General features: G+C 67.8%; 19 protein-coding genes and 3 tRNA genes. 4 read left to right on the top strand and 18 right to left on the bottom strand.

Features of this window, described 5'->3' with window-relative positions; translation table 11 throughout:
- Positions 1-78: 78 nt before the first annotated feature.
- From LDL49_RS50745 to LDL49_RS50735, 3 genes are all read right to left on the bottom strand, one after another.
- A tRNA-OTHER gene (locus tag LDL49_RS50745) sits at positions 79-215 on the bottom strand.
- Positions 216-323: 108 nt separating this feature from the next.
- Complete coding sequence (locus LDL49_RS50740; protein WP_225302147.1) at positions 324-1,055, bottom strand: DUF7873 family protein; 732 nt, start codon at positions 1,053-1,055, stop codon at positions 324-326.
- A 188-nt stretch (positions 1,056-1,243) separates the two neighbouring features.
- Complete coding sequence (locus LDL49_RS50735; RefSeq protein ID WP_225302146.1) at positions 1,244-2,044, bottom strand: SDR family oxidoreductase; 801 nt, start codon at positions 2,042-2,044, stop codon at positions 1,244-1,246.
- A gap of 51 nt (positions 2,045-2,095) precedes the next feature.
- On the opposite strand from LDL49_RS50735, the gene LDL49_RS50730 reads away from it, so the two are divergent.
- Positions 2,096-2,686 (top strand): TetR/AcrR family transcriptional regulator, encoded by a 591-nt coding sequence (locus tag LDL49_RS50730; protein WP_225302145.1) that lies wholly within the window; start codon positions 2,096-2,098, stop codon positions 2,684-2,686.
- Positions 2,687-3,005: 319 nt separating this feature from the next.
- Here the strand turns inward: LDL49_RS50730 and LDL49_RS50725 are convergent, their stop codons facing one another.
- From LDL49_RS50725 to topA, 12 genes are all read right to left on the bottom strand, one after another.
- Complete coding sequence (locus tag LDL49_RS50725; protein WP_225302144.1) at positions 3,006-3,422, bottom strand: hypothetical protein; 417 nt, start codon at positions 3,420-3,422, stop codon at positions 3,006-3,008.
- Between the two features lie 882 nt (positions 3,423-4,304).
- On the bottom strand, positions 4,305-4,637 hold the full coding sequence (locus LDL49_RS50720; RefSeq protein ID WP_225302143.1) for a hypothetical protein: 333 nt from the start codon (positions 4,635-4,637) through the stop codon (positions 4,305-4,307).
- Between the two features lie 223 nt (positions 4,638-4,860).
- A tRNA-Thr gene (locus LDL49_RS50715) sits at positions 4,861-4,937 on the bottom strand.
- A 55-nt stretch (positions 4,938-4,992) separates the two neighbouring features.
- Positions 4,993-6,453: an alpha/beta hydrolase gene (locus tag LDL49_RS50710; protein WP_225302142.1), complete on the bottom strand. Its 1,461-nt coding sequence runs from the start codon at positions 6,451-6,453 to the stop codon at positions 4,993-4,995.
- A 329-nt stretch (positions 6,454-6,782) separates the two neighbouring features.
- Positions 6,783-7,634 carry a PSP1 domain-containing protein gene (locus LDL49_RS50705; protein ID WP_372470704.1) on the bottom strand — a complete coding sequence of 284 codons (852 nt, stop codon included), beginning with the start codon at positions 7,632-7,634 and terminating at the stop codon, positions 6,783-6,785.
- A 99-nt stretch (positions 7,635-7,733) separates the two neighbouring features.
- Entirely contained in the window at positions 7,734-8,792 is a 1,059-nt protein-coding gene (locus tag LDL49_RS50700) for a permease-like cell division protein FtsX (protein ID WP_225302141.1), read from the bottom strand.
- Positions 8,789-9,316, bottom strand: a complete 528-nt coding sequence (locus LDL49_RS50695) for a SigE family RNA polymerase sigma factor (protein ID WP_225302140.1) — start codon at positions 9,314-9,316, stop codon at positions 8,789-8,791. The genes LDL49_RS50700 and LDL49_RS50695 overlap by 4 nt, the downstream gene beginning before the upstream one ends.
- Before the next feature lie 291 nt (positions 9,317-9,607).
- Positions 9,608-10,786 carry a DNA polymerase III subunit delta' gene (locus tag LDL49_RS50690; RefSeq protein WP_225302139.1) on the bottom strand — a complete coding sequence of 393 codons (1,179 nt, stop codon included), beginning with the start codon at positions 10,784-10,786 and terminating at the stop codon, positions 9,608-9,610.
- A 9-nt stretch (positions 10,787-10,795) separates the two neighbouring features.
- The gene (tmk, locus tag LDL49_RS50685) at positions 10,796-12,838 is read right to left on the bottom strand and encodes a dTMP kinase (RefSeq protein ID WP_225302138.1); all 2,043 of its coding nucleotides are present in this window, start codon (positions 12,836-12,838) and stop codon (positions 10,796-10,798) included.
- Between the two features lie 161 nt (positions 12,839-12,999).
- Positions 13,000-13,593, bottom strand: a complete 594-nt coding sequence (locus tag LDL49_RS50680) for a helix-turn-helix transcriptional regulator (protein WP_225302137.1) — start codon at positions 13,591-13,593, stop codon at positions 13,000-13,002.
- A gap of 85 nt (positions 13,594-13,678) precedes the next feature.
- Positions 13,679-14,923 (bottom strand): metallophosphoesterase, encoded by a 1,245-nt coding sequence (locus LDL49_RS50675; RefSeq protein WP_225302136.1) that lies wholly within the window; start codon positions 14,921-14,923, stop codon positions 13,679-13,681.
- Positions 14,924-14,936: 13 nt separating this feature from the next.
- Positions 14,937-17,624: a type I DNA topoisomerase gene (gene topA / locus LDL49_RS50670; RefSeq protein ID WP_225302135.1), complete on the bottom strand. Its 2,688-nt coding sequence runs from the start codon at positions 17,622-17,624 to the stop codon at positions 14,937-14,939.
- Positions 17,625-17,815: 191 nt separating this feature from the next.
- Here topA and LDL49_RS50665 point away from each other — a divergent pair, with 191 nt between their 5' ends.
- Positions 17,816-18,001 (top strand): DUF5703 family protein, encoded by a 186-nt coding sequence (locus LDL49_RS50665; protein ID WP_175590066.1) that lies wholly within the window; start codon positions 17,816-17,818, stop codon positions 17,999-18,001.
- 98 nt (positions 18,002-18,099) lie between these two features.
- Here LDL49_RS50665 and LDL49_RS50660 read toward each other — a convergent pair whose 3' ends face one another.
- The 3 genes from LDL49_RS50660 to LDL49_RS50650 all read right to left on the bottom strand — a co-directional run bounded on the left by LDL49_RS50660 (position 18,100) and on the right by LDL49_RS50650 (position 22,271).
- On the bottom strand, positions 18,100-20,076 hold the full coding sequence (locus tag LDL49_RS50660; protein WP_225302134.1) for a chaplin family protein: 1,977 nt from the start codon (positions 20,074-20,076) through the stop codon (positions 18,100-18,102).
- A 194-nt stretch (positions 20,077-20,270) separates the two neighbouring features.
- Positions 20,271-20,876 carry a hypothetical protein gene (locus tag LDL49_RS50655; protein WP_225302158.1) on the bottom strand — a complete coding sequence of 202 codons (606 nt, stop codon included), beginning with the start codon at positions 20,874-20,876 and terminating at the stop codon, positions 20,271-20,273.
- A 123-nt stretch (positions 20,877-20,999) separates the two neighbouring features.
- Positions 21,000-22,271 (bottom strand): M20/M25/M40 family metallo-hydrolase, encoded by a 1,272-nt coding sequence (locus tag LDL49_RS50650; protein WP_225302133.1) that lies wholly within the window; start codon positions 22,269-22,271, stop codon positions 21,000-21,002.
- A gap of 129 nt (positions 22,272-22,400) precedes the next feature.
- On the opposite strand from LDL49_RS50650, the gene LDL49_RS50645 reads away from it, so the two are divergent.
- Together LDL49_RS50645 and LDL49_RS50640 are read left to right on the top strand one after the other, a co-directional pair.
- Positions 22,401-22,486 (top strand) — tRNA-Leu (locus LDL49_RS50645).
- 69 nt (positions 22,487-22,555) lie between these two features.
- Entirely contained in the window at positions 22,556-22,879 is a 324-nt protein-coding gene (locus LDL49_RS50640) for a hypothetical protein (protein WP_225302132.1), read from the top strand.
- Positions 22,880-22,909: the final 30 nt, after the last annotated feature.

Here is a 22,909-nt window from a genome sequence, read left to right as displayed (position 1 = left end):
ATATTTGGCGCCAGCGGCGTTTAAGAGAACGGATCAGTCCTGACGTGCGCTCTGCCATTGAGCCACCGGGGCACGAAGAGCCCCGAGCCGGATTCGAACCGGCATCTCAACAATCACAGTCCATCCTCGGTTGATCTGGCGCTCGACGACAATGCTGAGGCTAGAGCGAGAATCTGAGTTTGATCGGCTGCCTCTACCATTTGGGCTACCGAGGCGCGTACCCCGGGGAGGACTCGAACCTCCACTTGAGCCGTTCGTCAGCTTCAGCTTGAGCTTCAGCTTTGCGCTTACGCGCACCCCGCGCTCAACGGGGAGTCATCAGGTCAGGCGAACAGATACCTGATCACAGCGTCGCCGACCTCCTGCTCATCGACGGCGGTCGCGTTGGCCTCTTCGCGGGCGTACTTGACGGCGTCCTGCAACTTCTGCACGCGAGACAGCAACTCATTCACGCGCTTGGCCGGCAGGGCCCCGGAGAAGGCGGTCTTCGTCCAGTAACCGACCACGATGTCCTCGGTGAACACCTGCACCTGGGCGGGGTGCTTGTCTGTCGCCTCGGCGAGCACGTGGTTACGCGGAACCTTCTTGGTGCGGGTCGTCTTGACCGGTTCGGTGCGCCACGTCTCGGCGTTGTCGTCGAACGACCACGTCTCGGCCGGGTCGAGCGTGGGCAGCTTCGACACGAACGTGTGCAGGTCGACGAGCTGCTTCTCCAGGAACAGCAGGTACGTGACCGGCGCCCCGGAGATGAGGGTCTCGCCGTCGACCACGACGTCCGCCTTGGCGGTGGCGTTGGTCCAGTCCTTGGTCGCGGTCACGTCGAACAGCCGCGTCAGCGCCTTCGCGACGTCCGCGATGATCGCCTCGGTCTTCACCTGGACGCGCGTCGACTCGGGCGGCAACTGCTCGCCCTCGTCGTCGATCGGCTGGTAGGTGCGAGACAGGCCCGACAGGAGCGGCGCCTTCTGAATGGCGTGATAGGCGTCGGACACCGCACGCTGCGTGCTGGCCTTCACACCCTTCTCTACGGCGAGAATCTGGTTCAGCTTCGCCACGGAGGGGTTTCCGTTCGTTGGGGGTCGGCGGGATAGGGCAGAGCGTACAGCGATGGCGTTATGGGTACGCAACTCATATAGCTCGCTGCACGAATCGCGCGGCTGGCGCGAATCGCCCTGCTGCGAATAGCAAGGCCACCCCGACTCCGCCGCGAATCAGCCCCTTCGGCGGTCCTGGCAGCGCCGCCCTACGACAACCCCTCATCCTGTACGGCCGGCTCTGCAAGCGCTACCCGAACCCCGAGGTGGAGCCCACCACTGGCGTCCAGCACCTGCCCGGTCACCCAGCGGGCATCGTCGGAGGCGAGGAGGGCCACCACATCCGCCACGTCCTCGGCCCGGCCGACCCGCCCCAGCGCAGCCTGCCCGGCCAGGAACGCCGCCGCCTCAGGGGGGAACAGCGGCGTGTTCGCCTCGGTCATGGTCGCGCCCGGTGCGACGACGTTCACGGTGATGCCGCGGTCGCCCAGCGCCAGGGCGAGGGTGCGGCTCATGGTCTCGATCGCGCCCTTGGCCATGGCGAAGGAGGTCTGCGCGGGGTTGGCGATCCGGGTGACGGCCGAGGAGAGGCTGATGACGCGTCCGCCATCGGCCAGCAGCGGGAGCGCGCGCTGGATGATGAAGTACGGCGCCTTGACGTTCACCGCGAAGAGCCGGTCGAACTGCTCGGCCGTGTCGGTCTCGATCGGCCCGGCCGGGGCGGCCGCGGCGTTGTTGACCAGGATGTCCAGACGCCGTCCGCCCAGCCCAGCCTCCAGTTCGGCGAACAATGAGCCGACGGCCCCCGCGTCCTCCAGGTCCGCGCCGATCGGAAACGCCCGCCCGCCGACCCGCTCGATCCGCCCGACCGTCTCCTGTGCCGCTGCCACGTCCTTCCCGTAGTGGACGGCGACGAGAGCCCCGTCGGCGGCGAGACGTTCGGCGACCGCCCGCCCGATACCGCGCGAGGCCCCGGTCACCAGTGCCGTCTTCTCTGCCAGATGTCGCATTGCGTACCCCGCAAACTTGTTAGTAACTATCAGCATGGTAGGTTCTATCAGGTGATAGGGGAGACGGCAAGCCTGCGTGAGCGGCGCCGGGCAGAGACCCGGCGCACGCTCCAGGCGCACGCAGTACGCCTGTTCATGACACAGGGCTACGACGCGACCACGATCAACGACGTCGCGCAGGCGGCCGGGGTATCCGCGATGACCTTGTACCGGCACTTCCCCACCAAAGAGGACCTGGTCCTCTACGACGAGTTCGACCGGGACACCGCGGCGGCACTGGCGGCCCAACCGCAGGAGGAGCCCCTGCGCCAGCGGATCGGCCGGGCACTGGTGCAGACCGCCGCCACGGCCGTCACCTCCGACCGCGACCTCCTGCTCGCCCGCCTCAACCTGATGATCTCCACACCCGCCCTGCAGGCCCGCCATCTGGACAGCCAGTACGCCACGGAGATCGCCGTCGTCGACGCACTCTGCGCCGGCACCACCGACCCTGACCTGGAATTCCGGGTCCGCAGCACGACCGCCGCATGCCTGGCGGTCATCCATGTCGCGCTTATCCACTGGGCCGAAGGCAACGGCCGACAGGACCTCCCCACCCTCATGCGCCAGGCCCTGACCTCAGCCTTCGACACCGCATTCTGAAGGGACGGATCCGCCCGTCGATAGCTGAAAGCGAGCAGGGGCAGTCCAGCCGAACCCGGCCGTCCTCGCGAGCCGCTGGCACGGACCACCGATCGCCACGAAAATGGCTACCCGCAGATTGTCAGCCCGGAGACCGCACGACTCTCGACCAGCTCAGCGCAAGCCTCGAACACCTGGCCGCGGCGCACTGACCAGCCAAGCGCGAAGACCCTCGCATCGACGCCATGAACGCCCACCCCTGGCCCACGACCGACCCGGCTCCTACACGAGCGCTTCGTTGAACGCCGCCACCTGGAGGGGACGAGCGAGAGTGAGGCCTTCAAAACGGCGGCGGCCCCACATAGTGGATCGCCTTTTGCGCGACGTCAGGCGTTACTCGACCGGCCCAGTCGAATGCCGCGTTCTGATCATCAGTGGGGATGTCCGTGGTGAAGTACACGGCAGGGCCGATCTCCCCTTCCGGCCGGAGCACCCAACCATCGGCTTCCCTGCTCAACACCCATTGATCCGCCGCCGGCGCCGTGTCGATACGGGGACGCCAGATTTCGGCGACGGCCCGCAGCAGCGACTTCCATCTGGACGCATACAGGGCCAGACCACCTCGCCCTGTTCCGCTGGGTGCGTAGCCGAGGACGCCCTTACGGGGTCGGCCGAGCAGGCATAGTCGCAGCACGTCAACTGCATGCCGCAGTGCTGCCGTTCGAGATCCGCGCGGTTCATTTGCGTTCGCAGTCATTGGCGCTCACCAATCGTTCGGGGCTGTCTTTCTGCGCGGGTTCGAAGTCCTTCACTCTGCCATCGGTGCCCCTTGTCGCGCCGACGGCTGTACCTCTTGCACGCCATAGACCTGGAAGGCAGAACGCGGTCACAGTCAGCGTCCCCCTTACGTGTTGCTTCCCGCTTTAATCGTTCCAGCGTTGGACGGTGGATACTCGGATGTGGCGCTGCGGCCGGCATCACGGTTTCGGACGGAGCAGGGGACGCTGCGGCGGGGGCGCTCGCCAGGTTGAACGCCGTCAATGGCAGCAGAGCCGCCATGGCCAGCAGAGTTAATCGCCTTGTCCGCCCGGCTGCCAACCATGAAGATGGATCCACCATTTCGCCTCCACATTCTTGAAGGGAATTCGAAGGGCGAACGCTAACACGGCCTTTCAACAGCGTGTAAGACTTGTTCTCACGGCCATTCGGTGCAGTGGCGTACGCATCTGGGCAGTCGCCCTCCGCTGGGCGCCGACTTCGACATGGGGCCGCCCCAGCATTATTCGCAAATAATCCAGGATTGGTGCGCCCGAAAATGATGGCAGCGCGTGGTCCGGATAGAGTATTTGGAATCCGCGCAAGCCGTACATTGAGCTTCTTATGAGCGTTGCGCATCTGTTGCCGCGGGACGCGAGCGTGACGAGCCGCGACCGGCGGAGAGCTACAGTGCAGAGCCGGATACGACCGACCAGATGACGCCCTTGTTCTGCGGCGAGGCCGCAAACAGCTATCAGCCACGAGACTGCCATGTACACAGACAGGCCCGGTTGCCTTCCGGGTCGGCGAGCACCTAGAGACTCGGCGCCTCCGCGTCGCTGACCAGCGTGCCGCCGGCGGCGAGCGCCGCGTCTATGCGTGGCTAAACCTGCGCAGGATCCACCCACATGTCGAGGTGCCAGCGCTGGCGGGGTTCCTCGCTGCCGGACGTCTGGAACCACACGGCCGGCAGAACGACGGCTGGGTCGCGGGGTTCGTCGCCGATGTCGGGGCCGGACAGATGCTCCATCGCCAGCACCACGGCCCAGAACGGCGGAATCGACTCTCCGGCCGGGGTGTCGAGGGCGAGTTCGAGCCAGGAGACGGTCGAGGACTCCAGCCGCGACCCGGCGTCGACGGCGATGGAGGAGATGACGCGAGCCTGGCGGGCTGCCCCTTCCGGGCGACCTGCCAGGGCCAAAACCTGCTGCAACACCGGGGGCTTCGTGTCCCTGCTCTCAGATCAGGGCATCTTACTGGACAAGATCTCCAAGTTGATCGGCCATAGCAGCACGGCTGTGACCGAACTGGTCTACAGGAAGCAGATCCGCCCCGTACTCCAGGAGGGCGCAGTGGCCATGGATCGGATCTTCAAGACATGAGATCGGGAAGCTTAGACACTCAGAAGCCCCCCGAAATCACGCGGGGGGCTTCTGACGTGGAGCCGCCTTCGGGATTCGAACCCGAGACCCCTTCATTACGAGTGAAGTGCTCTGGCCGACTGAGCTAAGGCGGCGTGCCGTACAGCGTGAACGAGTCTACAGGAGCCCAAGGGGTTCTTGCTCCCCCGATCAGCCGATGCCCGGACAGACTGTTCCGTCCTGTGGTGGGGTGCCCGCCAGCAGGTAGTGGTCCACCGCGTCGTCCACGCATGTCGAGCCGTTGAAGTACGCCGTGTGACCGTCACCGTCGTAGCCGAGGAACACCCCCGAGTCCAGCTCGCTCGCCAGGGCCTGGGCCCACCCGTACGGAGTGGCCGGGTCGCGTTCGGTGCCGATGACCAGGATCGGGGCGGCGCCTTTGGCGGTGAGTGGGCGGTTGGTGAGTGTCGGTTTGGCGGGCCAGAAGGCGCAGGGGAGTGAGCTCCACATGAGGTAGGCGCCGAACCTGGGTGCCTGGCGTTCCGCTTCCGTCGCCGCGGCCGCGTAAGCGGAGACGTCCTTGGGATAGCCGCCGTCTACGCAATTGATGGCCATGTTGGCTTCAGTCTGGTTGGAGTAGGCGCCGTTGGCGCGTCTGTCGATGAGTTGGTCGGCGTTGCGGAGGAGCAATCTGCCGTCGCCGTTCAGGGCCTGGCGGAACGTTTCGGTTAGTTCAGGCCAGGAGCCGCGGTCGTAGAGCGGCGTCAGGGCGCCGAGGGTGGCGAGCGACTCGCCGGCCTGCCGCCCGTCGGCCGGCAGGGGACGGGCGTCTGTACGGTGCAGCAGCTCGGTCACCTCGGCCAGGGCTCCGTCGACGGTATGGCTGCGGAACGGGCAGTCGCCCTCGGCCAGGCAGGACTCCAGGTAGGCGCGGAGAGCGCGTTCGAAGCCCATGGCCTGGTCGGCGTTGAGCTTCAGCCGGGAGATGGCCGGGTCGAGAGCGCCGTCGAGTACGAGGGCTCGGACCTTGCTGGGGAACATATCCGCATAAACAGCGCCCAGGAAGGTGCCGTAGGACTTGCCGAGATAGGTGAGTTTCTGGTCGCCGAGTGCCTGGCGCAGCCTGTCCATGTCCCGCGCGGCATCAACGGTGCCTACGTGTGGCAGCAGACGGCCTGAACCGGACTGGCAGCCCTTCGCGAACTCGCGCGAGCCCTGCTCGAGCGCGGCCCGTTCCTGCGGCGTGTCGGGGGTGGTGTCCAAGGCTATGAACGCGTCGAGCCGCGAGTCACTCAGACACTCGACGGGCGCCGACTCACCCACACCGCGTGGATCGAACCCTACGACGTCGAACCGTTCACGCACTTCATCGCTCACGATCGATCGAGCGGCTCGCGCATACGTGACCCCGGAACTTCCAGGACCGCCCGGGTTGACCACCAGAGACCCGATTCGGTCGCCGGTGGCCGGCAGCCGGACCACACTGATCTTGATGCGCTCGCCGTTCGGCTGACCGTAGTCGAGGGGCACCGACAGCTTCGCGCAGTCGAACCCGTCACCACAGTCGGACCAGCTCAGGCCGTCCGCCGGTGCCTCTGTCCCAGCACAGGCGGAGGCGAACAACACAGTCGCGGCGACGACGTTCAGTGTCCGAAACCACACGCTCCGCATCTTACGCGCGTCCCGTCTCCCTCCCGCCTGTGGATGGCATCAGCCCGCGCGACGAACCGATGAACCCGCTCAACTCGGCCAACCTGGCCAACTCGACCAACAGGCCAACACGGCCAACGCTCCGCGCGGCTCGCCATCCAGGCGCCGCGCCGCATTCGGGTCAGTCCCGTCGCATGTGGGCCAGGCCCCTGCGGCACACTGGCCAGGTCCCGGCCCCGCATATGGGCCAGGCCAGCCCGCGTACCACATCCGGGCCAGGCGCCGCGGACGCGAAGTTCACGAGTACCACCCGTGAACTTCCCCGCGTCACACCCGCTCGCCACCCACCGCTATCCGCCAGGAGACGACGTGCCGCCCTCCTCGCCGTACATCTTGTCGTGCTGCTGCCGCGGCGAGCAGACCGACGCGGAAGGGCACGCACAGCGCCGGCCACCATCGTCCAGACGCACCGTCACCGTGTCCGCCGGAACGTTATGTCCCAGGACGCTTCCCTCCCCCTGCGGGGTGCTCACCCGGCTGCCCGTACGCGGCATCCGGTTGCGGGTCTCGACGTAGAGCGGATGCTCGTACTTGAGACAGCACATCAGCCGCCCGCACGCCCCAGCGATGCGCAAGGGGTTGACCGGGAGGTCCTGGTCCTTGGCCATGCGTACGGAGACCGGCTCGAAGTCCTTGAGGAACGTGGCGCAGCACAGGTCGCGACCGCATGGGCCGATGCCGCCCTGTAACCGCGCCTCGTCACGCGGGCCGATCTGCCGCAGCTCCACCCGGGCCCGCAGGTTGCGGGCCAGGTCTCGGACCAGCGCGCGGAAGTCGACCCGATGCGGGGCGGAGAAGTAGACCGTATAGACGTTGTCCTGGTCGAGGTAGTCGATTCCCACCACCTTCATCGGCAGCTCGTGCCGTTTGATCAACCGCTTGGACACGCTGCGGGCCTCGGCCCTGCGGCGTTTGTTGGTCTCGTCGCGGGAGAGGTGTTCCTCTCCCGCTATGCCCGCACACACCGGCATTCCGTCGATGTCTTCACTCGAATATTGCGGCGCCCACACGCACTCCGCCACCTCAGGACCCGAGTCGGTCGGGACCAGCACCTTGTCGCCCACCTTGGGAGTGTGGCCACCGGGGTCGAGGTAGTAGAGCCGCCCGTAGCGGGTGAAGCTCACGGCCATGATCATTCCCATGGGCTCGTGCTCGCCTCCTGACGGCCTCGGGGGTTCTTACGGCCTTCGGTTGCCACATTACGTGTGTCGGCGCGCGCAGCGTGAGAGTCTCTACCCCGGCTAGGAGGCGCAGACCTTGCTCTCAGGCAGCGAGATGCCATAGCGCTGATAAAGGGTGAGCCGCTCAGTCACGCACTTGCTGTTGATGACCGACGCGACGCCGGGTAGGTGTTGCAGCTGAGCGATCACCTCGCCCGAGTCGGCATCCGGGCGCAGCTGAAGGCGGAACGACTTCGGCATGTCCGATGGCTTGGTGGCCTTAAGGATGGCCTTGTTACTCGCGTAGGCGCGCTTGAAATTCTCGTAGGCCTCCTGCTGGCTCTCGAAGCGTACCGACTGGACGCCGGGTGTCTTCGCGATCTCCCTGGCGAGGTCACTCTGCTGCGCGAGCGTGATGGCCTTGCCGGATTCGGTGAACTTGGGGGCATCTTTCGTCGAGCCGGGCGCGGCAACGGCTCCGCACGATGCTGCGGCCGACCCTTTCGCGCAGAGAAAGACTGAGATATCTGCGTTGTTGTTCCCCTGCTCTGACGCGGACAGGTTGTCCGTCTTCGGCTCAGAGGTGCCGGACACGCCTCGAATGGACTTCAACTTGGCCTGCAGCGCATTCACATCGGCTCCCGCCCTCAGCTGGACGTGGAACGAGGTCGGCAGGTCGGCTACGGCGACCGCGCCGAGCAGCGTCTTGTTGCCGGCGTAGTCTCGGCGGAACCTCAAATAGGCTCCCGCCGAATTCTCGTAAAGCACCTGCGACACCCCTGGTACCGCCTGCAGAGCCTGCTGGATCGCCCGGGTCTGCTGCCCGGTGGGGCTGCCCCCAGGGCAGTCCGGGCTTTTCGTTGGGTATTTCGCGCACAGGAAGACGAACAGCTCCGTCTCGCCTTTCTGGTCGGCAGGCGGGTTGGCCACCGCCGCCCGCTGTTCGTCACCGGGAGAGATGAGCACGGCGGCGGTCACGGCCCCCGCGAGCACCACCGCCCCCGCCGCTGCCAGCAACCGGAAATCGACGCGCACCCGAGGCCGCCCCGACGCGTGTAGAGGGCTCAGCGTGCTGGGGTCAACGGTCGCCCCCGCCTCGGCCAGCGCCTCGCGCAGGCGGTCTTCCATCGGGCTGTTCATGAATCCTCCCCAAGTGCGCGGCCGAGGGCGGCCAGCCCTCGCGCGATCGTGGACCTGGCGGTGCTCCCGCTGATCCCCATGGTCTCGGCGATCTCCTGGTCGGAAAGGTCGAGGTAGTAGCGCAGCGTCAGCGCCTCCCGCTGCCGGCTCGGCAGGCCTAGCAGAGCGCGCAGCACCTCGCGACGCTCCTCGCTCACCAGGGCCGCGCTCTCCGCTGACCAGACAGGCGGTTCGTACGGCACGGCGCGGCGGAAGACCGTCGCCCGCCTCCGCATCACCGACCGGCAGCCGTTGAACACCGCCGATCGCACATAGGCCAGCGCCTTGTCCGGATCTCGCAACCTCCCCCGGCCTGCGTGGGTCCGGGTGAACGCCTCCTGGACGACGTCTTCGGCGGTCGCCTGATCACCGACCATGACCAGCGCCAGCCGGACGAGACCCACATGATGCTCGGCGAAGACCGCCGCGACATCGACGCGTTTCCGTATCAGAGCCCCTCCAGGGGACAGCTGCTCGACTTTCACATAACAGAGACGCCCAGCAACCCCATCTGCTGCTCCTGTCACATGCTTTTATCGAGCGCCTTTACGGCAGGCCCGGTGGGCCCCACCCTCCGTACGGGGCCGGCCCCCGTCCAGGGAAACGCTCCTGCGGTTCACCGGGCTGGGCGCCGTGACGTGCGTCTTCTTGGCCGCCTGCTTCGATGTCCGCTTGCCCGAGCCGACCGGCCGTCATACGGCGGACCAAGCCGACAGAACGCCATACGACGGACCAAGACGACCGCCCGCCATACGACGGACCAAACCGACAGACCGCTACGCGGCGGACCGGAGGGAGAGCATCATCGCCTCGACCGCGATCTGCGGGTTGACATTGGCGTCGAGGCGTTCGCGGCACCGCATGATCGCGTCGATCCGCCGCAACGTCTCCTCAGGCGTCGACACCTTGGCCAGCTGATCCAGGTCGAAGCGGATGTCGTCGTTGGCCAGCTCCACCCCGGCCGCGAACTGCATGGCCAGGACGTCCCGATAGAACGACACCAGCTCCAGCAGCGCCGCGTCGAGCGAGTCGCGTTTGATGCGCGTGGCGCGCGACTTCTGCCGGTCCTCCAGCTCCTTCAACGCCCCCGCGCCGCCCCGCACCAGCCCACGGTTGAGGCCCTTGCCCGTGGACCCCTCGCCGTAGATCTTGCGCAGCTCGGTGGTCTCGGTCTCGTTGAGCGCGGCCGTCGCCGCCGCGGCCTCTTCTTCGGCCGTTTTGACCAGGCGCTCGGCGGCCGAGACACACTCGCCGACCCCCGACAGCGAGCGAGGGATGGCCAGGACGGCCTCCCGGCGCCGACGTACGTTCTCGTCCAGGGCCAGCGCCCGCGCCCGGCTGATGTGCCCCTGAGAGGCGCGGGCGGCGAAGCGTGCGGTCTCCCAGGGCACGCTGTCGCGGGTGGCCAGTACGTGGGCGACCGCCTCCGTGGCGGGAGTGGCCAGGGTGATCACCCGGCAGCGCGACCGGATAGTGATCATCATGTCGTCGGCGGCGGGCGCGCAGAGCAGCCAGACCGTACGGGGAGGCGGCTCCTCAATGGCCTTGAGCAGGGCGTTCGCCGCCGACTCTGTGGCCCGATCGGCGTCCTCGAACAGGATGACCCGCCAGCGGCCCTGCGTGGGCGCGCCCGCCGCCCTCAGGATGAGCTCGCGCGTCTGCTTGACGCTGTAGGACAGGCCCTGGGGGCGTACCGCCTCGAGGTCGGGGTGTGAGCCGATCAGCACCTGGTGGCACTGGTCGCAGTGACCGCAACCGCCGTCCGGGCAGAGCAGCGCCGCCGCGAACGCCCGCGCGGTCTCCTCCCGGCCCGACCCGGGCGGGCCGGTGAACAGCCAGGCATGCGTCATGCCCGCGCCGCGGCCACCCCGCACGGCGTCGCCTGCCGCCGCGACCGCGCGGGACAGCACGGCCACCGCCTGGTCCTGACCGACGAGGTCATCGAAGACGCTCACCCGACAAGGCTAGTCGCGGATGGCGGGCATCGTGCCCGTGATGTCCTCGGACTCCTGGGGCACCGGATCGGGCAGGAGCTCGTGCACCCGGTCCTGGATCAGCCGGGTGATCTGCTCGGGCGGCAGCATCCCGTCGACCACCAGGTAGCGGTCGGGATCGGCGGCGGCCAGCGTGCGGAATTCCTTGCGTACCCGCTCGTGGAACTCCAGCGGCTCGGCCTCGATCCGGTCCGCCGCGCCGCCCAGCCTGGTCAGCCCCACCTGGGGCGGCGTGTCGATCAGCACCGTGAGATGCGGCACCAGCCCACCCGTGGCCCAGGCGTTGACCTTGGAGACGTCCTCGGGGTCGAGCGCCCGCCCCGCGCCCTGGTAGGCCAGCGACGAGTCCACGTAGCGGTCGGAGATCACCAGCGAGCCGCGGTAGAGGGCCGGTCTGATGACCTTCTCGACGTGTTCGGCCCGGTCGGCGGCGTACAGCAGCGCCTCGGCGCGCGCCGACAGCCCGCGTTCGGCCGCGTCGAGGAGGATCGCGCGCAGCCTCATGCCGACCTTGGTCGAGCCGGGCTCACGAGTCTGTACGACGTCGAAGCCCTGGTCGCGCAGCCAGATGGCGAGCAGTCGCGACTGGGTCGTCTTACCCGACCCCTCACCGCCCTCGAACGCCACGAACAGCCCCGGCACCTGCTCCGCCGTCTCCGACTTCGGCCGCTCGCCGCGCACCGCCGCGATCAGGTCCTCGGAGAGCGAGACGCCCTTCCTGTCGTCCATGTGGCGCAGCGCCAGCAGGCCGACGACCGTCGCGAGCACGCCACCGACCACCAGCACCAGGTTGGAGCCGTCGAACTGGTAGATCACGTCGCCCACCCTCAGCGGGTGCGCGCCGACGAGCGCGGCCAGCGGGTTGGCCACGGCCACCACGAACAGCAGGGTGACCCGCGCGGTCGACTGCAGGAACGAGAACGTCCGTCCCCGCATCGAGTCCTCGACCTCGAGGCCGATGAGTGTGTAGCCGATGATCCACGCGATGCCCGCGCATGCCCCGAGCAGCACGGTCAGCATGACCACGATCACCAGGTTGTGGATGATCGCGATCGCGACCAGCACCACGCCCGCCACGATGATCGCCAGACCGAACAACCGGCGCCGCGACAGCTCGCGCAGCAGCCGGAGGCCGAAGAACATGCCCAGCGCCATGCCGACGAAGACCGCGGCGAACACCACTCCGTAGGCCGCGTCGCCGCCGCCGAGCGCGCTCACGTAGATCTTCGCGACGCCCACGACCGCGCCGCCCGCCGCGAACGCCCCCAGCATGCCGATGATCAGACCGCGCACCAGCCGGTCGCCGCCCACGAACCGCCAGCCCTCGACGATCTGCTTGAGCACCGACGGGGTGGAGATGGCGCCGTCACGCTTGGGGATGCCGCGCAGCGTGAAGATCAGGAACGCGGACACCAGGTAGGCGCAGGCGTTGACGACCAGCGCCGGCCCGGTCGGGTCCATGCCGGACAGGAACGGCACGGCGTTCTTCAGCACGTCGCCCACCACGGACAGCGCCGCGAACAGGATCGCGGCGATCGGCGCGCTGCCGTAGGTGACCAGCAGGTTGAGCTGGTTGGCCGATTCGAGCTGATCCTTCGGCACCAGGTTGGGGACGGTGGCGTCCTTGGCCGGGACCCAGAACAGGTTGACGCACTCGACCAGGATCGTCGCGACGATGATCCATTGATAGCTGCCGACCAGCGGGATCGACAGCACCACGGCGAACCGGGCCAGGTCAGAGGTGAACATCGTCACCCGCCGGTCGAAGCGGTCGGCGAACGCTCCCGCGAGTGGTCCGAGCAGGACGGCGGGCAGCATCTTGGCGATGAAGACACCGCCGACCGCCAGGGACTGCGTGCGGTAGTCGCCCTGGGTCAGGTTTCCGGCGAGGGCGGTCAGTGCCAGGATGTTCAGCCAGTCGCCGAGGCTGCACACCGACATCGCCGTCCAGAGCCGGCGGAAAGATGCGTTAGCCAGCACATGTGTCGGTTGGCGTCGGCCACGGGCGGTCATAATGTCAGCGTATCCAGGTGCTCGCCGGAAATGGGAAGACAGGAGACGAGCCGGATATACCCGCCTGCTCGTCGCTGAGAGTATTACGTATACGGGCCGTCGCGCATGATACACAGCTCGAATAGGTCCCCGAAAACACCAGACAGATCCCTCTTGTCTCGCTAGTCCCTTTTGTACGGCCGGGCGAGCTCCACCAACGACTGCCAACCGGCCCGCACCGGCTCAGGCAGCACCAGCTCATCCCAGAGCTCCACCAGCAGCAGCCCGTCGAGATGCTCGAGCAGCTCCCGCTGACTCCCTGCCCGCAACAGCATGGCGTAGGCATCCCGGCGGTCCCCGCGATCGGCCAGGTCATAGGCCCTGCCGCCAAGATGGACGGTCGCCAGGGCCCGCAACGCCGGCAGGCGCGGCAACCGGTTGGGCACGTGGAACGGGCGGCCGTCGGCCCCCTGACAGGTGGTGAACTCGACCTTGGCCTCCAGCACCAACCGGAACCCCGCGGCGTCGAGGATGCGCCCGGCCGTTTCGAGCGTGGGCGACTTCCGGCCGTGCTCGTAGGCCGACAGCGTCGTCCGCGACGTGCCGCTCATGCCGGCCAGCGCCTTCTGGTTCATGTTGGCCGCGTGTCTGGCCTGTTTGAGCAGCAGGCCGCCGCGCTCCGCCCAGAATGTGACGTCGGGCGTCGGCCCATCGGGCGCCTCGCCCCGCTCGGGCAGCAGATCGCCGAACGCCCCCTCCACCGCGGAAGAGATCATCCCACCTCCAACGTATCCGCTTGGATACTACCCCCTTGCGGCTTGAGTGACCAGCAGATCGCGCAAAGTCACAGGAGCGCAAAAGTCAGGAGCGCAGCTCAAGCAGCGTGATCTCGGGCGGTGCACCCACCCGGACCGGCGGCCCCCAGAACCCCGCGCCGCGCGTCACGTACACCTGCACCCCGTCGACCGTCGCCAGCCCCGACACCACCGGCTGCTGCAGTGGCACCACGAGATTGAACGGCGCGAGCTGCCCGCCATGCGTGTGCCCCGACAGCTGCAGGTCCACGCCGTAACGCGCGGCCTGCGAGACCTGAACCGGCTGATGGGCCAGCAGGACCGTGGAGCGGCTCGTATCGCGGCCGCCGAGCGCCTTGTCGAAGTCCGGCGCGTCGTTCGCGGTGGCGCCGTTGAGGTCGTTCACCCCGGCCAGGTCGAGCACGCCGCCCTGGTGCCGGATCTCCACCCGTTCGTTCCGCAGCGAGCGAACGCCGAGCCGGTCCAGCTCCTCGATCCACTCACCGGGGCCGTTTCTCGCGTAGTACTCGTGATTGCCCGTCACAAAATAGGCGCCATAGCGGGATTCGAGGCTCTGCAGCGGCCTGGCCAGCGGGCCCAGCTCGGCAACGGAGCCGTCGACCAGGTCACCGACGATCGCCACCACGTCGGCCCGCAGACCGTTGATCATCCGCACGATGCGCTCGGTGTGCGCCTTGCCCGTGAGCGGCCCCAGGTGGATGTCGCTGACCACGGCGAACCGCAGCCCGCTCAGCCTGGAGTCGAGCCCGGGCAGCGTGACCTTGACCGGTTCGATCACCGGATCACCCAGCGCGACGCTGATGCCGTACCCGACCGTGCCGAGCGCGCCCACGCCCGCGACGGCGGCGGTGGTCCGTCCGAGGAAGAGCCGCCTGCTCATCGCGTCGCCGCCCGGCGACGGCTCCACTCCCGAAACCTGCCCAAAACCCGAAATATCCGAAATGTCGGAGGCGGGCACAGTCACCGGCCGCGCCACCGCTACAGGTGACGACACAGCCGCCCGCCCCCGGACCAGCGCTGACCACGCCACCAACCGGGGAATCTCCAGCAGGACCAGAGCGATCACCAGATAGAACATGATCGCGATCCACAGATAGCCCGGCCACGCCAGCCACTGGAACATCTCCAGCCGCATCCCCGCGAACGTCAGGACGACCAGTAGGAGAAGCCCTACCAACCCCCAGGTCAGGCCCGTGCGCACCCGCCCGCGTCGAGTGGTCGAGCGCACCATCCGATGCCACAGATAGAGGTGCGCCGCTAACACCAAGCCCACGAAGACCAAGACCACCACGCGGCAATGGTACTTACGACTTGGCCGCCGGCTTCTTCGCGGGTGCCTTCTTGGCCGGCGCCTTCCTGGTCGTCGTCTTCTTTGGCGCCGGAGCCCGCTCACGCCGCTCGGCCAGCAGTTCCGCCGCCCGCTCGATCGTGATCTCCTCGACCGTGTCGCCCTTGCGCAGCGACGCGTTCGTCTCGCCATCGGTCACGTAGGGACCGAATCGCCCCTCCTTGACCACGACGGGCTTCTTGGAGTTGGGGTCCTCACCCAGCTCGCGCAGCGGCGGCGCGGCCGCCGCCCGGCCCCTGCCCCGCGGCTTGGGCTGGGAGAACAGCTCCTTGGCCTGCTCGATCGTGACCGTGAACAGCTCCTCCTCCGCGGCCAGCGAGCGCGTTTCTGCGGCCTTCTTCAGGTAAGGGCCGAACTTCCCGTTGTACGCGACGACCTCCTCGCCCTCCAGCTCGCCGACGACCCGGGGGATCGACAGCAGCTTGAGCGCGTCCTCGAGCGTCACGGTGTCGAGCGACATCGACTTGAACAGCGAGCTCGTCCGCGGCTTCGCCGCGTCGGCCTTCTTGGTGCGCCGCTTCGGGGTCTCCTCCTCCTGCGTGGGCAGGATCTCGGTGACGTACGGCCCGAATCGCCCGTCCTTGGCCACGATCGTGTGGCCGGTCACCGGGTCGACCCCCATCTCGCGGTCGCCGGTGGGCCGCGAGAAGAGCTCCTCCGCCTTCTCGGCGGTCAGCTCGTCGGGCGTCATGTCCTCAGGCACGTTCACCCGAGCGCCGCCTCTGTCAAGGTAGGGGCCGTATCGCCCGACCCTGATGACGATGTCGGTGCCCCTGATCGGGAAGGAGCTGATCTCCTTGGCGTCGATGTCGCCGAGGTCGGTGACCATCTCCTTCAGGCCCTCGTCGCCGTCCTCGCCGTAGTAGAAGCGCTGCAGCTCCGGCACCCGCTCCGCCCGGTCGTTGGCGATGTCGTCGAGCACCTTCTCCATCTCGGCGGTGAAGTCGTAGTCGACCAGGTTGCCGAAATGCTGCTCCAGCAGGTTGACCACGGCGAACGCCAGGAAGGACGGCACCAGCGCGGTGCCCTTCTTGAATACGTAGCCACGGTCGAGGATCGTGCCGATGATCGAGGCGTACGTCGAAGGACGCCCGATCTCCCGGTCCTCCATCTCCTTGACCAGCGAAGCCTCGGTGTAGCGGGCGGGCGGCTTGGTCGAGTGGCCGGCCACGTCGAGCCGCGAGACGCTCAGCGCGTCGCCCTCGGTCAGGTTCGGCAGCCGCTTCTCGGAGTCGTCGCGGTCGGTCGACGGATCGTCGGCGCCCTCGACGTACGCCTTGAGGAAGCCGTAGAACGTGATCGTCCGGCCCGAGGCGCTGAACTCGACGTCCTCGCCGGTGGCGGACGCGCCGCGCACCTTGACCGTGACGGACTCGCCGACCGCGTCCTTCATCTGGGAGGAAACGGTCCGCTGCCAGATCAGCTCGTACAGGCGGAACTGGTCACCGTTCAGCCCGGTCTCACCGGGAGTGCGGAACTCCTCCCCGGAAGGCCGGATCGCCTCGTGCGCCTCCTGCGCGCTCTTGACCTTGCTGGTGTAAACACGCGGCTTGTCGGGAACGTACGCAGAGCCGTACAGCTTGATCGCTTGGGAGCGCGCGGCCGCCACCGCCGTCTCCGACAGCGTGATGCTGTCGGTACGCATGTAGGTGATGAAGCCGTTTTCGTAGAGCCGCTGCGCCACCTGCATCGTGTACTTGGCGGAGAAGCCCAGTTTCCGGCTCGCCTCCTGCTGCAAAGTGGTCGTCCGGAAGGGAGCGTACGGCTTACGGGTGTACGGCTTGCGCTCGACGGACTTGACGGCGAACGACGAACCCTGGAGCCGGCCCGCCAGCTCGCCGGCGGCGGCCTCCGACAGGTGGAGCACGTCGTTCGTCTTCAGCAGGCCGGTGGTGGCGAAGTCGCGCCCCTGGGCGACCCGCTTGCCGTCGACCGAGGTCAGCGTCGCGGTGAAGTCACGCGGACGCTCCTCGGCCTTGCCCGTGTCGAACAGCGCCTGCAGGTCCCAGTAATGGGCGGACGTGAACGCCATGCGCTCCCGCTCGCGCTCCACCACCAGCCTGGTCGCCACCGACTGCACGCGGCCCGCCGACAACCGCGGCTTGACCTTCTTCCACAGGACGGGGCTGACCTCGTAGCCATAGAGGCGGTCGAGGATGCGCCTGGTCTCCTGGGCGTCGACGAGGCGCAGGTTCAGGTCGCGCGGGTTGGCCACCGCGTCGCGGATGGCCTGCGGGGTGATCTCGTGGAAGACCATGCGGTGCACCGGCACCTTGGGCTTGAGCACCTCGCGCAGGTGCCATGCGATGGCTTCGCCCTCGCGGTCCTCGTCAGTGGCCAGGTAGAGTTCGTCGGCATCCTTGAGCAGCTGCTTCAGCTTGCTGACCTGCGACCTCTTGTCGGCGTTGACGACATACAGCGGCTCGAACTCATGCTCGACATTGACCCCGAGGCGCGCCCATGCCTCCCCCTTGTACTTCTCGGGGATGTCATCGGCCCGCTCCGGCAGATCGCGGATGTGGCCAATGCTGGACTCGACCATGTAGCCGGCACCGAGGTAGTCCCTGATCGTCTTCGCCTTGGCGGGCGACTCGACGATCACCAGACGGCGGGTTCCACCGGTGCTGCCGTTGTTGGCTGGCACGCTGCTTCCTACCTCACTGTTCGCTTGCAATTCCCCCTGCCGGGAGCCGGCACTGATCTGAAAGGTAACCCGACTCGCGGAATTTTCCTTCCCCCGGGACTACCCACTAGCTTCCGGACGCACCCACAAGCACGCAGAATAAGCCCCATCGAGCGGCATCGCGCCCTGACTCACCCTGGAGACTAATCGTTGTGCTCGACTACTCCTACATGGATATCTTCATTCCGCGCGATCTGTCCCGCGAAGCAGCACGTCAGCTGCTCACCGAACACGCGGAGTACGGTCAGTGGGAGCTCTCGCGCGTGCGCCTGCATCCTGACGGCAGCCGTCATGTACGGCTGCGCCGCAAGGTCATGCGCGTCCGTAGCACCCTGTGATCGGACATGGCTTTGCCCGCCCCGGGCCGCGCCCCCGGAACGGGCAAAGCGTCTTTCGCTACTCGCTCACCGGCTGTGAGCGGTAGACGTTCTTGTCATTACTTCCGGCCGAGCCGGAAGCGGCGGGTAGCCGCGAACAGCGTGGCCGAGGCGGCGAACATCGCGCCCAGGACCAGCGCGAACAGCGAGCCGGTGGTCATCCCGGTGACGCCCGCGGGCTGAGCCGCGCTCATCAGGCCCAGGTCGCCGGTGGGCAGGTTGCTGGTCGCGAGCTTCACCGCACCACCGACGGGGGTGGAGGCGATCAGCGAGGTCGCCGGGGCCAGCGGCGACTGCTGCGGGTCCTCGGCGCGGGCGGCGTGGATGACCGGAGCCTTGCCGTTCTTGACGTGCTTGGCCGGGGTGACGTGCTTGGCGGGGATGGCGGGCTGGCCGGGCATACCGGGCAGCTCGGGCAGGCCGAACAGCTCGGGCAGGTCACCGACCAGGGGCATGTCGCCGACGACCGGCAGCTCGGGTGAGCCGCCGCCGCGCATCGGGGTGATGTTGCCCACGCCGTGCAGACCGCCCAGGACCGGGACCGGGGGAAGCGCGGGAAGCACGCCGCCGGACTTGGTGTCGGCGGCCTGGTGGTAGCTGTTGTGGCCGTAGGGGTGGTAGCCCTCGTGTCCCGGCTTGCCGACACTCGAGCCGCCGAGGCACCCGGCCGCGGCGTCGCCGAGCACCGCCACGGCGTTGCCGCAGACGTTGACCGGCGCGGTGATCGGCGCGATCACCTGGTTGCCGCCGAGCACGGAGCCCCTGCCGGACGTGGTGTTGCCACCCGCGCCCGAACCGCCGTTCTTGACCGAGGCCCCGCCCTTGCAGTGGGCGCCGGACAGTCCGAGCACGGCCACGGCGTTGCCGCAGACGTTGACCGGCGCGGTGATCGGGGCGATCACCTGGTTGCCGCCGAGCACGGAGCCCTTGCCCGAGGTGCGGTTGCCACCCGCGCCACCCTTGCCGGCGTTCTTGACCGTGGCGCCCCCCTTGCAGCCCGCGAACGCCTTGCCGATGACGGCCACCGCGTTGCCGCACACGTTGATCGGCGCGGTGATCGGCGCGATCACCTGGTTGCCGCCGAGCACGGAGCCCTTGCCCGAGGTGCGGTTGCCACCCGCGCCACCCTTGCCGGCGTTCTTGACCGACGCGCCGCCCTTGCAGCCTGCGTGCGCGTTGCCGACGGCGTTGCCGCAGGCCACGATGGGCAGGCTGACCGGTGCGATGACCTGGTTGCCGCTGCCGACCCCGAAGCGCCCGTCGGTGTCGTTGCCCGTCGAGCCGTGACCGCCCCGGTAGTGGGTGTGCCCACCGTTCTTGACCGTGGCGCCGCCCTTGCAGCCCGCGAACGCCCTGCCGACCACAGCCACCGCGTTGCCGCAGATGTTGATCGGCGCGCTGATCGGGGCGATCACCTGGTTGCCGCCGAGCACGGAGCCCTTGCCCGAGGTGTGGTTGCCACCGGCCCCGCCCTTGCCGGCGTTCTTGACCGTGGCGCCCCCCTTGCAGCCCGCGTCGGACCTGCCGATCAGGGACAGGGCGTTGCCGCACGCGTTGATCGGGACGTTGATCGGCGCGTTAATCTGGTTGCCGCCGAGGATGCTTCCCTTGCCGGACGTCTTGTTGGAGCTGCCGCCCTTGCCGGCGTTCTTGACCGTGGCGCCCCCCTTGCAGCCCGCGTCGGACCTGCCGATCACGGACACGGCGTTGCCACAGGCGTTGATCGGCGCGGTGATCGGCGCGTTGATCTGGTTGCCGCCGAGGACGCTCCCGTCGCCGGAGGTCTTGTCGGAGGTGCCGCCCTTGCCGGTGTTGACGACCGTGGCGCCACCCTGCGAGCTCGCCTGGGACTTGCCCAGCACGGCGGCGGAGTTGCCGCTGATGTCGATCGGCAGCGAGACAGGCAGGTTGACCTGGTTGCCGCCGCCGACGGAAGAGTCGCCGGAGGTGTCGGCCAGCGCGGTGCCGCTGCCGAAGGACATGACGGCTACAGCTAGAAGAGCCGCGGGGGCCGAAGCCTTCGCCCACGTACGCATGATGAATGCTCCTACTTGGTTCATAGGGGGATACCTGACAGCTCGCGGGCAGCCGAGGGCATGCGAGGTCGCAGTGCGCCGCGCACAGCGGTGACCTCGGGCAATCGCGAACCAAGATGACTGACATGTCACCCGCTGGCGGAGGGGATCTAGCCGCGCTCCGCCGCCGTACTCATCGGAACCTGTGGCGGGGGTCAGTCAGGTGAGAAAGAAGGGTCATCCGCCGCTGTGCGGACGACCGGAGGAAGCACGGACGCCAAGGGGGCGCGCCGAGCCTCGATACGCGGGTCGAAGAAGGACCTCGCGATATCTCCCATGCTTGGCCCGAACGGGCCGCTGCCACCGCCGTTGGGCACCAGACCATTGGTGTCCAGGATGTCGGTCGCAGGAGAAGCAGGCGGCAGGCCGGGATCGGACTGGCTGTTGAGCCCGTCGACCGTCCGCCCCGCCATCGCCTCGGCATTGTCCGACGCCGAGACCTTTCCGTCAGCCGTGGGGAAACCGTCCGTGATGGACCCGGTGACGGTGTGAGAGGTGCCGGCTGCTGTGGCCGTGCCTGTCGCCGCGGTGGAATCCGCGGCCGCCGGAGCGGCGGAGAGCAGTCCGAAGAGAACGGCGAGCAGCCATCCCGCGGCCAGCAGGACACCGGCCGCGACTACTCGTGCGATGACCTGGCGGGCGCCGGCCGCGAACCGCGCCATCCGGGCGGCCCGATCGGCGATCGCATCCTCCGCGAAGGTGATCACGGGCACGCGCCGGGCAGCGAGTGCGGGCATCGCCCGCCACCACCGCACCGGCATGCGTGCCACGTGAACCCTCCTTCAGAAGCACCAGGACCGACCTCACACTGTGAGGCCGGTCCGTGGACTCACCCCTCAACGATCCGTAACCGTAGCATCACTCAAGGTTGCCGCAAGGGTTTTTCAGCAGTGATCCAGGAAGCGGTCAAGCACCCGCACCCCAAACCGGAGCGAATCCACCGGCACCCGCTCGTCGACCCCATGGAACATCCCTGAGAAGTCCAGGTCCGCGGGCAACTTGAGTGGCGCGAACCCGTAGCCCCGGATGCCGAGCCTGCTGAACGACTTGAGGTCCGTCCCTCCAGACATCGTGTACGGCACGGCGCGCCCAGCCGGGTCCTCGGCCAGCAGCGCCTCCACCATGGCCGTCACCAGCGGCCCCTCGAAACCGAACTCCAGCGCCACCTGGTGCTGCACGAACTCCCTCGTGACGTTGGGCCCGAGCAACTCGTCGACCGTGGCGAAGAACTCCTCCTCGAACCCCGGCAGGAACCGCCCGTCGATCGTCGCCGAGGCCGTCTGCGGCACCACGTTCGACTTGTAGCCAGCCTCCAGCATGGTCGGATTGACCGTGTTGCGCAGCCCCGCGCCCAGCATCCTGGCCACCGGTCCCAGCTTGGCGATCGCGGCCTCGGGATCGCCCCCGCCTATTTCCTCCAGGAACCTGCTCATGGTCGGCGTCAGCCGTACCGGCCACTCATGCCGCCCCACGCGCGCCACGGCGTCGGCGAGCTCGGTCACGGCGTTGTCCAGGTTGAGCATCGACCCGTGCCCGGCCCGGCCGTTCGCGGTCACCCGCATCCACGCCATGCCCTTCTCCGCGGCCTCGATCAGGTAGAGCCGGTGATCCTCCCCGACCGACACGCTGAACCCGCCGACCTCCCCGATCGCCTCCGTGACCCCCTCGAACAGCTCCGGGTGCTCCTCGACCAGGAACTTCGCCCCATACTCCCCGCCCGCCTCCTCATCGGCGGTGAACATGAGCACCACATCACGCCCAGGTCGCCGCCCTTCACGGAGCCGCTGCCGCACGACCGCCAGGATCATCGCGTCCATGTCCTTCATGTCGACGGCCCCACGCCCCCAGACGCACCCGTCGGCCACCTCCGCCGAGAGCGGATGATGCCGCCAGTCGCCCGCGTCGAACGGCACGACATCGAGATGCCCGTGCAGCAGCAGCGCGTCACGGCCCGGATCGGTGCCCTCGATGCGCGCGACGACGTTCGCCCGCCGATCGTCGCTCTCCAGAATCGCCACCTCGAGCCCTACTTCGGCGAGCTTCTCCGCGACATACTCGGCCGCGGCCCGCTCCCCGGGCCCCGCGTTGTCGCCGGCGTTGGTCGAATCGATACGGATCAGATCACGGCACAGCTCGACGACCTCGTCCTCGGCCATGGGGCCTCCTTCGATCGGGTACGGATTGCCGTCTCATCCTCCCTCCGGAATCCTGGTATGACGCACCCCTCAGAGTTTGCTAACCTTACGGAGCCGACGCGGGATGACGGTCCCACGTGCAGGCACCAAGTCCGGGTGGCGGAATAGGCAGACGCGCTAGCTTGAGGTGCTAGTGCCCTTTGCGGGGCATGGGGGTTCAAGTCCCCCCTCGGACACAATTTGGTACATGATCGCCTGAGCTGAGCTCTGGCGATCACTGTTTTCTGGCCTGGGTCGTAGGTCATATGCAGGCCGAGCTGCTCGTACACATCAGCCTTGTCCTGCGGATCAGCGCTGTGCAGCAGTTTCCGAAGGTCGCCGAGCTTCGTAGCCATGGCAGCGATCTCCTCTTCGGTAAGTCTTTTAGGAACCTTGGTGATCGCCTGGTCCAGGCGCATCTGCTCGACCTTTCGCTTGGCTTCTGTCTCGGCGATCCAGCCGGCGACGACCACCGGGTCGGTCCCGGCATCAAGAACTGCGCGATAGCCCACCAGCTTGCGCTCACAGTCAGTGACGGCTTGACGGGCGGCCTCGACCGCTGCCAGCCGATGGTCATTCGCCAGTTGTGAGTCGACCATGGCTCGGATCGTCACGGGGAA

The sequence above is a fragment of the Nonomuraea aurantiaca genome (assembly GCF_020215705.1).
Taxonomy (GTDB): domain Bacteria; phylum Actinomycetota; class Actinomycetes; order Streptosporangiales; family Streptosporangiaceae; genus Nonomuraea; species Nonomuraea aurantiaca.
This window is presented reverse-complemented; position numbering and strand designations above follow the sequence as displayed.

What these genes read in the sequence shown, in the direction of transcription:
- tmk (WP_225302138.1), bottom strand. Translation starts at nt 12,838, where the DNA reads ATGACCGCCCGTGGCCGACGCCAACCGACACATGTGCTGGCTAACGCA.
- LDL49_RS50655 (WP_225302158.1), bottom strand. Translation starts at nt 20,876, where the DNA reads ATGCCGGTGCGGTGGTGGCGGGCGATGCCCGCACTCGCTGCCCGGCGC.
- LDL49_RS50710 (WP_225302142.1), bottom strand. Translation starts at nt 6,453, where the DNA reads ATGCGGAGCGTGTGGTTTCGGACACTGAACGTCGTCGCCGCGACTGTG.
- LDL49_RS50705 (WP_372470704.1), bottom strand. Translation starts at nt 7,634, where the DNA reads ATGGGAATGATCATGGCCGTGAGCTTCACCCGCTACGGGCGGCTCTAC.
- LDL49_RS50640 (WP_225302132.1), top strand. Translation starts at nt 22,556, where the DNA reads ATGCAGGCCGAGCTGCTCGTACACATCAGCCTTGTCCTGCGGATCAGC.
- LDL49_RS50725 (WP_225302144.1), bottom strand. Translation starts at nt 3,422, where the DNA reads ATGACTGCGAACGCAAATGAACCGCGCGGATCTCGAACGGCAGCACTG.
- LDL49_RS50735 (WP_225302146.1), bottom strand. Translation starts at nt 2,044, where the DNA reads ATGCGACATCTGGCAGAGAAGACGGCACTGGTGACCGGGGCCTCGCGC.
- LDL49_RS50700 (WP_225302141.1), bottom strand. Translation starts at nt 8,792, where the DNA reads ATGAACAGCCCGATGGAAGACCGCCTGCGCGAGGCGCTGGCCGAGGCG.
- LDL49_RS50680 (WP_225302137.1), bottom strand. Translation starts at nt 13,593, where the DNA reads ATGATCTCTTCCGCGGTGGAGGGGGCGTTCGGCGATCTGCTGCCCGAG.
- LDL49_RS50660 (WP_225302134.1), bottom strand. Translation starts at nt 20,076, where the DNA reads ATGCGTACGTGGGCGAAGGCTTCGGCCCCCGCGGCTCTTCTAGCTGTA.
- LDL49_RS50650 (WP_225302133.1), bottom strand. Translation starts at nt 22,271, where the DNA reads ATGGCCGAGGACGAGGTCGTCGAGCTGTGCCGTGATCTGATCCGTATC.